This is a genomic window from Mycobacterium sp. TH-M11, assembly GCF_057473725.1.
The window spans coordinates 1-6262 of record NZ_JBYCLD010000161.1; the positions used below are offsets into that span (position 1 = coordinate 1).

The 6262-nt window shown below is 68.0% G+C and carries 8 protein-coding genes; 1 reads left to right on the plus strand and 7 read right to left on the minus strand.

Features of this window, described 5'->3' with window-relative positions; genetic code table 11:
- Window positions 1–841, minus strand: an 841-nt coding sequence (locus AC2VOG_RS06945; protein ID WP_486939181.1) for a class I SAM-dependent methyltransferase, incomplete at its 3' end; no start/stop codon positions are given.
- A gap of 140 nt (window positions 842–981) precedes the next feature.
- Between AC2VOG_RS06945 and AC2VOG_RS06950 the strand changes: the two genes are divergently transcribed.
- Window positions 982–1677, plus strand: coding sequence for a cation efflux transmembrane domain-containing protein (locus AC2VOG_RS06950; RefSeq protein WP_486939182.1), 696 nt, complete (start codon window positions 982–984; stop codon window positions 1675–1677).
- A 1-nt stretch (window position 1678) separates the two neighbouring features.
- Here AC2VOG_RS06950 and AC2VOG_RS06955 read toward each other — a convergent pair whose 3' ends face one another.
- The 6 genes from AC2VOG_RS06955 to AC2VOG_RS06980 all read right to left on the minus strand — a co-directional run.
- Window positions 1679–1837 (minus strand): hypothetical protein, encoded by a 159-nt coding sequence (locus AC2VOG_RS06955; protein ID WP_486939183.1) that lies wholly within the window; start codon window positions 1835–1837, stop codon window positions 1679–1681.
- A gap of 26 nt (window positions 1838–1863) precedes the next feature.
- Window positions 1864–2574, minus strand: coding sequence for a (2Fe-2S)-binding protein (locus AC2VOG_RS06960; RefSeq protein ID WP_486939184.1), 711 nt, complete (start codon window positions 2572–2574; stop codon window positions 1864–1866).
- Window positions 2575–2667: 93 nt separating this feature from the next.
- Entirely contained in the window at window positions 2668–3042 is a 375-nt protein-coding gene (locus tag AC2VOG_RS06965) for a DUF5073 family protein (RefSeq protein WP_486939185.1), read from the minus strand.
- Window positions 3042–3830 (minus strand): heavy metal-binding domain-containing protein, encoded by a 789-nt coding sequence (locus tag AC2VOG_RS06970; protein WP_486939186.1) that lies wholly within the window; start codon window positions 3828–3830, stop codon window positions 3042–3044. The genes AC2VOG_RS06965 and AC2VOG_RS06970 overlap by 1 nt, the downstream gene beginning before the upstream one ends.
- 39 nt (window positions 3831–3869) lie before the next feature.
- Window positions 3870–5966, minus strand: a complete 2097-nt coding sequence (gene ctpC / locus AC2VOG_RS06975; RefSeq protein WP_486939188.1) for a manganese-exporting P-type ATPase CtpC — start codon at window positions 5964–5966, stop codon at window positions 3870–3872.
- Between the two features lie 109 nt (window positions 5967–6075).
- Window positions 6076–6262, minus strand: a 187-nt coding sequence (locus AC2VOG_RS06980) for a DUF1490 family protein (RefSeq protein WP_486939187.1), incomplete at its 5' end; no start/stop codon positions are given.

A 6262-nucleotide genomic window follows, 5' to 3' on the forward strand; every position in this document is an offset into this window, starting at 1 on the left:
CCGGCAGGCCGGCGTCGGCCAGCAGTTGGCTGGACCGGTGCCGCGTGGTCTGCCAGCCGCGGGCGTCCAGGTAGGGCGCGACGTCGTGGCGTTCGCCGCTGAACCAGAGGTCGTCGATGCGCGCGTCGAGCCCGTGCTCGCGCCACTTCTGAGTCGCGGCATGCACGACCTCCTGCGATTCCGGTGTGCTCAAGAAGATCTCGACAACCAGTCGACTGCCCTGCGCGCTGAGGTCGGTGATGTTGTCCAGCAGGCGATCCTGGGCTTCGGGCGGCAGGAAGGCCAGCAGTCCTTCGGCAAGCCACGCGGTGGGCCGATCGGCGTTGAAGCCGGCGTGCCGCAGGGCCGCGGGCCAGTCGTCGCGCAGATCGATCGGCACGGCCCGCACATCGACTGTGGGCTCGGCCCCCACCGCGGCCAGGGTCGCGGTCTTGAAATCCGTCACCTGCTGCTGGTCGATCTCGAACACCACCGTCCCGGTGGGCCAGGACAGCCGGTAGCCACGGGCATCGAGGCCGGAGGCCAGCACCACCACCTGGCGGATACCGGAGGCGGTCGCATCGGACAGAAATTGGTCGATCAGCCGGGTGCGCACCGCCAGCAGGTCGGTCATCGGCTGCATGCCCCACGGGTGGCCGGGGATGTCGACATCGTCGGCGCTGACCTCGCCGTTGGCCCAGCGAGTGAAGAAATCGACGCCGACCGCCCGTACCAGTGGCTCCGCAAAGGGGTCGTCGATCAGCCCCGCCCGGGTGGCTCGGGCCCGGCCCGCGGCCACCATGGTGGCGGTGGCCCCCACGCTCGTTGCCAGATCCCAGGTGTCGTTCTCGGAGCGCGCCATGACAGCCAGGGTAGCCATCCGAGGCTGGGAAGCGCCTGGTGATAACTGCGCCGAGTGCGATTAGGCACCTCACCTGCAGACGATGCGTCCCAACAGCCAGGCAGGCACATCCGCTTTGCGCATTGACCTAACATCGCTGGGTGACCGAATCGCGTTCGATGGCCGATCAGGCTGGGCTCGCCGTCGAGGCCTGCTGCGAATCAGGGCACGGGCATGGGCCTGCCGTCGCGCACGACATCCGGTGGCAGCACCGGGCAAGGTGGGCGTACCGGCTGGCCTGGGTCAGCATGGCCGCGATGCTCGCCGAGGGTGTGGTCGGGCTGTGGCAGGGGCTGTCGGTCGGCTCGATCGCTTTGACTGGGTGGGCGCTGGGCAGCCTGCCCGAGGCGCTGGCCAGCGCGATGGTGGCCTGGCGATTCTCCGGTTCGCGCACCGCGTCGGCGACTGCTGAGCGTCGCGCGCAGATCGGTGTCGCGTGGTCGTTCTGGCTGACCGCGCCCTACATCGCCGCCGAATCCATCCACCATCTGCTCGACCGGCGCGACGCCGAGACCTCGATGATCGGCATGGCGTTGACGGCTGCCTCGCTGGTGTTGATGCCGATTCTGGGCCGCGTCAAACATTCGCTCGCCGATCACCTCCACTCGGCGGCCACTGCGGGCGAGGGAACACAGAACTATCTGTGCGGCGCGCAGGCGGCGACGGTGCTGGTCGGTCTGTCGGTCGCGGCAATCTGGCCGAGTATCTGGTGGTTCGACCCGGCGATCGGACTGGGTATCGCCGCCACCGCGATCTGGCAGGGCGTCAAATCCTGGCGCGGCGAGGACTGCTGCTGACTCAGCCGTGCCGAAAGCCCTTGCCGGACCGGTCGAGTGGGTCGGGATCCAACCCCAGGAACTCCGCCCGTAGCCGGTCCCACAGCTCCAGCTGGGAAAAGGCGGGCTCGTCGCGCAGCTGAGTCGTCGGTGGGCAGTGGCCAGACCTGTTCTCGCCCATTGTCTTCGGTGGTCTGGACGACAGGGCTAAAGTCGATCATCGCGGCTCCTTTCCGGCACCCGGTCGAGGGCGCAATCTCCGCAGAGCCCGCCATCAGGCGTGCGGTAATACAAACAGCAACTGGTGCGGCGGTAGTCGTGCTCGCCGAAACGGACCGCGTCGCTCAATCGTGGGTCGGCACAGATGCGGCGAGCGAGTTCTGATCCCGACGTGGTGGCACGGTCGCGGTCGAACACCCGCGCCGCGCCGAGCAAGGCGGACGCCGAGTTGCCCTGCAGCAGCCTCGCCGAGATCGGACCGATGCGGCGCAGCGCCTTGGCCAGCGGCGTGAGATGCCGGTCGATCACCATGTCGGCGAGTGCTGGGCCGAGACCGTCGCTGCGCCGCGACCCGGGGCGTTCGAGGTGCAGCGCGATCTGCCCGTCGTTCTGGCGGAACAGCAGGCGTTCGGGCGGCAGATCGACGAGCAGGCCGTGGCCTACGGCGGTACCCACGCCGATCGACCATAGCCGTGCGGCGAAGCCCAGGAAAAACGTCGACGCCGCCACCCGTTGCTCGCTGACCTCCATCCGGGTCTGGATCTGGCCGATGGTCGCGGCCAGCAGTGCGGGGTCGTCGTAGAGGCGCGCGACGGGGTGCCAGCCCTCGTTCAGTGGTCCGGTGCCCACGGCGAAATAGGAACTGACGTCGCTGATGTCTGCGAGCGCTGTGAGCGCCGCCGTACCGCCGAAAGGCATTATTTCACCGGCCTTCCCGCGCAGGATTCCACCCAGTCCCGCACCGGCTTCCTACGTCGTCGCCTTACCGGGGGAGTGTCGCACGCCGGGCATTCAGCCCGCCCCGGCGCTCAGCGCGTCCACCGCCGCGTCGATGCTCGGGACCACCGCCGGACCGTGTCGGGCGACGAGTTGGCCCAGCGAGCGGGCGAGGTGCGGCCCCACCGCGCCCGCTAGCAGCACCTCTTCGCCGATTACGATGCCGCCGACCACGTGTGCCGCCAACAGCCTGGCGTCGGACGTCACCTGGTAGCGCCAGTCTCCGATGTGCAACCGTGCGGGTTGTGAGGAGAACATGCCCCGCTTGGCGGCGGTGTGCGTGACGCCGGGCACGGCGGCAAAAACGTTGATCACCAAAGCTATTCCACCCGGACCCGCCAATGCGTGACTGACAGTGCGGCTGACCCGTTCGGCGTCGAACTCCGCCATCAGTCGTTCATGGTGAGCACGAATTGTGGCGTGATCGTCTCGGGTGTGCCGCTGCGGCGCACGGCCGTGCCGGCAGCGTAGAACTCAACGGTGTGGTAGCCCCAGGCGTAGTTCTGGATCTTGAAGTGAACGCCGACTACCCCGGATGCGCCGTCGCGCTCGGCTTCGCTTTGCATGCGCGACATCGCCAGTTCGCGCGCTTCATAGTTGCCCTGCGTCCACTGTGGCATTTCGGTGTTTCGGCCCATCTGTCGCAAGGTCTGCATAAACCCCTGCGCGGCAACGTGAAAGACGCAGTTACCCATGACGAAAGCCACCGGGGCCCAGCCCGACCGAAGCAGGGTTGCCATATCTTGCCCGGACAGGTGACTGGAGAAGGCCTGCCCGTTGCTGCGCTTGAACTCCCCCGGCTTGGGGGTGTAGCGCACCGCGGTTCCGACCGCGATGAACTCCAGGTGCTCGGCTTCACCGCCGTGCTGTCGCCATTCGAGGCGGACACCGACGACGCCGTCGGCGCCCAGCGCGTCGGCCTCGGCTTGCATGCGGGCCATCGCATTCCAGCGCGCCCGATACGTCGCCTCGGTGAGCACCGGTAGCTCGGATTGCTGCCGGATGCCGGTGAATTGGTAGCCGACGTGGTAGACCGAGACGCCCATCACAAGGTCGAGCGGTTCGAACCCGGCGCCATGCAGGAGCGCGAATTCGTTGATGGACAGGTCCGAGGTGAATACCCGGTCGGCGTGCGAGAGCCGTTCACTGGCAACGGGGTCGAGCGGGGTCGATGACATGCGCACATCGTACGAGTTCGACGCCCGACGGAGCGTTGTTCACTCCAAGCGGTACCGAATCAGGCGTGAACTGTTCGCGACGACGGCCACCGACGAGGCATTGTGCAGGATCGCCGCGAGCACCGGTGACAGTGCGCCCCCGACGCCGATCAGCAGCCCGACGGCGTTGACCGCGATCGACATGCCGTAGTTCTGCCGGATGACCTCGACCGCGCGGGTGCCCAGATCACTGACGTCGAGCAGTCGGCGCAGGTCGTCGTTGGCCAGCGCCACGTCGGCGGTCTCGACCGCGACGTCGGTGCCGGCCAGGCCCATCGCGATGCCGATGTCGGCCGCGGCCAGCGCTGGCGCGTCATTGATTCCGTCGCCGACCATGCCGACGATGTAGCCCTCGTCCTGCAGTTGGCGTACCACCTCGAGCTTGTCCTCGGGCAGCACTTCGGCGCGCCACTCGTCGATGCCCAGCTCGGCCGCAACGACTTTCGCGATGTCGGCGTGATCGCCGGTGAGCATCACGATGCGGTGAATCCCGTTGGCGCGCAGCTCTTTCAGCACGTCGGGCGCCTCGGTACGAATCTCGTCGCGCAGGCTGATCAGCCCGACCAGGGTGTCGTCCACGGCGAGCAGCAGCGGGGTTTCGGCTTGCCGGCGCAGTTTGTCGACCCAGTCCGAGGCTTCGCGAGAGACGGCGACGTTCTCCGCACGCAGCAGCGAGGGACTGCCCAGCAGCAGCGTCCGGCCGTCGGCCCAGGTGCGCATGCCGAGGCCGACCAGTACTTCGCACTCCTCGTGCGGCGGAATGATGATGCGACGTTCTTCGGTGGAGCGGATCACCGCCTCGGCAAGCGGGTGCCGCGAGTGCAACTCGGAGCTCGCGGCGTAGGCAAGCACCTGCTCAGGCTGCCAATCATCATGTAGCGCAATGATATTGGTCACCACTGGTCGGCCGACCGTGAGGGTTCCGGTCTTGTCGAAGACGATGGCGTCCACTCGGCCGGCCTGTTCGAGATGCGACCCGCCCTTGATCAGAATGCCGCGCCGCGCACCGTTGCCGATCGCCGCGCTGATCGCCGTCGGGGTTGATAAGCCGACCGCGCATGGGCAGGCGATCAGCAGCATGGTCATCGCGCGACGGACGTCACCGGTCAGCGCGAGTGTGACGGCGGAGACGATGAATGAGATCGGCACGAAGCGGCGAGAGAAATTCTCGCCGACGGTCTGGATCGGCGCGCGATCGTGCTGGGCTTCCTCGACGCGGGAGATGATGCGCCCGATCGCGGTCTGGTTGCCGACCGCGCGGGCACGGATCACCAGCCGACCGCGCAGCACCACCGAGCCGGCGTGGATCGCCGCTCCGGCGACGATGCTGACCGGCAGGGTCTCCCCGGTGATCGCGGACTGGTCGACCACCGCCTCGCCCTCGACTACCTCGCCATCGATCGGTATCGCCACGTGGTCGTGGACGACCACGTCGTCGCCGATCTGGACGCTGTCGATCGGCACCTGAACTTCGTTACCGTCATCGAGGCGGACCCACGCGGTGTCGGCGTTGCCGCGCAACAGATCCGAGATCGCCCGCCGGGTTCGGCGCAGCGTCAGGTCCTGCAGGTACTCGCCGATATTCAACAGCCACAGCACGGTCAGCGCGACCACGTTCTCCCGCAGGACCAGGCTGGCGACGGTCGCGGCGGTCACCAATGCGTCGGTGCCCGCGCGGCCGGATCGCAGTGAGCGCAGTGCGCCGCGCAGGAACGGGTATCCCATGAAAATTGTTGCGCCCGTGGCGACCAACTGCCCCGACGGACCCAGCAGCGGGGGACGGTTGAACCCGTAACGCCGGATGCCCAGCAGAGCCAGGACCGTCCCGCCGATCGCCATGCGCAGGATCTCGGTGTTACGGATGTCCGATGATCGTGGGGTGCGAGCCGGAATAAGCTCGGCGGCAACGTGTTCGGCTTCGGCGATGGCCGCGAGCAGCTCGGCGCGGTCGCAGCGCTTCGGGGAATACCACACGACGACTGAGCCGGTGTGCGGGTAGGCGTGCACGGCGCGTACTCCGTGCCGCCGGTCAACTTCTTCTTCCACCGCGACCGCGCGCCGCGCGTTCGCGCGCACCCAGGGCACTTTCACCCGCATCCGCCCGGCGGCGTCGGACACGACCTGCAGGCCGGTCACGTCCGCTGACGATGCAGAGCGCGAAGCGCGATGGGGAGGAAGCGGACCATGGGGCACAGTGTCGAGCCGATCAGTGGTCGTGGTCGTGGTCGTGGTCGCCGATGGCCGGAGGCTGCGCCTCCTCGCCGATCCGTTCGCGGGCCTCGGCCATCACGTCGGCCAGCTTCAGCCGGGCCGATTCCGCCGCTTCCTCGGCCCGTCGGGTGCCGCGCAGGCTCCATTCGGTCGCGGACACCGCGGCTTCGTGAATGGGGGCC